Raw genomic sequence first — 2,691 nt, 5'->3', positions numbered from 1 at the left:
CCCTTACCCTCTTCTCTTTCTACACCCCATTCACCTTTCATGAAGATAATCATATATACTGAACATACGCCATAAGTAGTATGTTCAGAGGAGACATATATGCCCTCTAAAAAGAAGTACGTCTATATAGGGGGAAGATTAACAAGCGAGGGGACAAAGCAGGAGCTTAGGGGAAGCGTTGTCCGCGCTCCCTGGCATTGAGGCAGGAGGCAGAGAATGCGCAGGCGGAGAGCAACAAGGGGAAGGGTGGAGAGAAGGTAAGGGACGGAATAGACCCTACCCCTGCCACAGGCAGGGGGCAGGGCGAAGCGCCAGGTAGAGCAGCGAGCCAGCGGCTTATTCAGCCTGCCTTTCTTCGGGGGACTGGCTGCTTTTGCCAGCGCTCAGCCGGGCTGACCCACCTGCACGCAGCAGAGAGCTATCTCACAAGTAAGTCTAGCAGGTAGTAGTGACAAACAAAGCTGCTTAGAGGTGCTGGCAGCGCAAGGAGATGATCCCGGGAGCGAAGTGGTTTGCTTTTTTCAGGTACTCCTCTTCGTTTCCCTCGATCATCAGCTTGTGCATCACCACCACATCGCCGTCGGGCAAAGGCTCGGCGGGCTGCAGGCACAGCTCCATGATGGGGCAGCCGCGTTCATAGACCTTGACCAGGCCACCGGAGCCGGGAATACGGTAGACACGATGACTGATCGAGGGGCTGGCCACCTCCAGGTATCCGTACTTAATCAGCTGCTGATACTGGCTCTCTGTCAGCATCTCGCGCAGCAGCGCTTTGGCGCGGCTCTCAGCGGAGAGGCGTTCATTGCGAGAGAGGCGTGGCCCGCTGCTGCTGCCGTCGAGAGAGCGGGAGAGATAGTAGATTGCCAGCAGCAAAAAGAGCAGCCAGATACCCAGGAAGAGCGTGAGAGTTTCCAACATAGCAGCTTACGCTCCTCGCCAGTTACGCCGGTTAGCCTCCTACGACGCGCGGCACCATCACGATCTGCTCGGCTGTTCGATCAAACTCATCGATGCGCTGCGCTGGCTTGCCTGGTTCGACCTTAAAGGCCGTGGCACCACGCATACGCTCTTCGCGAAAGATACGTTCGGCCTCGCGCACAGCTGCCAGGGCTTCGGGATCGTTGGCCTCAACCTTCTGCAGATCCCAGGAGATCCGATCATCGCCGCGACGGGACATTACCCGTAGCATTCCCAAAGCTAAACTCCTTCTCTGTTTCACAGACAAGCAAGCACACTACACGAACCGAGCTAACCTGCACTGGCTTCCTCTCCTTGCTTTCCTGCTCTTTTTTTCCCTTGCACCTTCTTCAGCGCGCTGCGTCAGCCCTGATCTGACCCCGGGGCGAAGGATAGAAGCCTGATACAGGTTAGAATCAGGATAGCACGCTTTACCAACCTGAGTCAAGGGCTGCATGACTGTACTTTTTCATACCAGCGTGGGCAGAGTGATCCTGACTGTGGTACCAGCCCCAGGCGCAGACTGAATAGCGATCGTCCCGCCGAGCAGTTCCACCAGGAGGCGTGCGATGCTCAGCCCCAAGCCCAGCCCGGTGCTGCTCCCCTCTAGCAGCTCTTCGCTGCCCGCCGGCGGCTCGCCTCGATAGAATGGTTCGAAGACATGGGACAGGACTTCGGGCCGGATGCCGACGCCGGCGTCGCTGATGCTGAGCGTTACAGCGGGCAGACCGGTGGGCAAGGTGGCAGCAGTCGCTCCAATCTCAATCTGGCCGCCGGCAGGAGTGTAGAGGAGAGCATTGGCCAGGACGTTACGTAGAATCTGGCGCGCGCGTTGGCTATCGCTCTGCAGGTGCCGGCAATGGGCGGGCAGATCCTGGGGGAGATGCTTCTCTATCCGCAGCCGGCGCAGCCGTGCGGTGTACTCTAGTTCTTCTAGGGCGCTGTCTATCAGTTCGTCCAAGGCCAGGCTCTCGCTGCTCAGACGTAGCTGGCCACTGGCGGCTCGCAGCAGACAGAGCAGGTTCTCTAAAGAGACGTAGAGTTGCTCGCTGCTAGCCCGGACGCGCTGGAGATAGTCGCGGGTCTCCTGGGTGGGCTGGGACCTCTCGTGTTCGGGAGCAGTGCCGTCGATGACTTCTTCTTCGGCAAGGAGCAGATCGAGAAAGCCATTGATGCGGTTGAGGGGTGCACGCAGCTCATGGGCAATGCGCGCCAGCGGCAGATTGTTCAGGGTGAGGCCGCCCTTGAGCTGGGCCTCTCTCTCTGGCTCACTGCGCTTGCGACTCTCACTTTGCTTCAAAGGGTCAGTTGCTGCTTGGTCTTGCTCAGCGTTCATGATGCCTCTTGCCCTTTCTTTGGCCATTTTCTCCTAATCCAGCCTGGGCCGTGGGCTTCCTTGGCTGGCTAGCAGGCCTCTCTCTGTCAGTGAACCTGTTAGGGAAGTGCTGTGAAACTGTTGCGGCCATTATAGCAGAGGCAGTGTGAAGAGGATACGGGCACCGGCCCCTGGCACATTCTCGGCCCAGATTTTGCCACCGTGGGCCTCAATGATGGCGCGCACGATGGCCAGGCCCAGGCCGCTACCTCCGGTGTCACCGCGGCGTGCCTCATCGGCACGATAGAAGCGGTCAAAGATGCGGGGCAGGGCCTGGGTGGGGATGCCGCTGCCGGTATCGGTAACCGCTACAACCGGGCTGGTATAAACATCTTGCGCTGGCCACGAATTAGGCGGGG

The 2,691-nt window shown here is 58.9% G+C and carries 4 protein-coding genes; all 4 read right to left on the bottom strand.

What is annotated here, in order from left to right; genetic code table 11:
• Window positions 1-465: 465 nt before the first annotated feature.
• Window positions 466-918, bottom strand: a complete 453-nt coding sequence (locus IRZ24_RS19095) for a hypothetical protein (RefSeq protein WP_297167958.1) — start codon at window positions 916-918, stop codon at window positions 466-468.
• A gap of 31 nt (window positions 919-949) precedes the next feature.
• The gene (locus IRZ24_RS19090; protein ID WP_366914336.1) at window positions 950-1,189 is read right to left on the bottom strand and encodes a hypothetical protein; all 240 of its coding nucleotides are present in this window, start codon (window positions 1,187-1,189) and stop codon (window positions 950-952) included.
• 237 nt (window positions 1,190-1,426) lie between these two features.
• Window positions 1,427-2,257 carry a HAMP domain-containing sensor histidine kinase gene (locus tag IRZ24_RS19085; RefSeq protein ID WP_297167953.1) on the bottom strand — a complete coding sequence of 277 codons (831 nt, stop codon included), beginning with the start codon at window positions 2,255-2,257 and terminating at the stop codon, window positions 1,427-1,429.
• Window positions 2,258-2,422: 165 nt separating this feature from the next.
• Window positions 2,423-2,691 (bottom strand): ATP-binding protein (locus IRZ24_RS19080; protein WP_297167950.1); only part of this gene is annotated, 269 nt, incomplete at its 5' end.

The organism is Thermogemmatispora sp., assembly GCF_019683755.1.
Classification (GTDB): Bacteria; Chloroflexota; Ktedonobacteria; order Ktedonobacterales; family Ktedonobacteraceae; genus Thermogemmatispora.
This window is presented reverse-complemented; position numbering and strand designations above follow the sequence as displayed.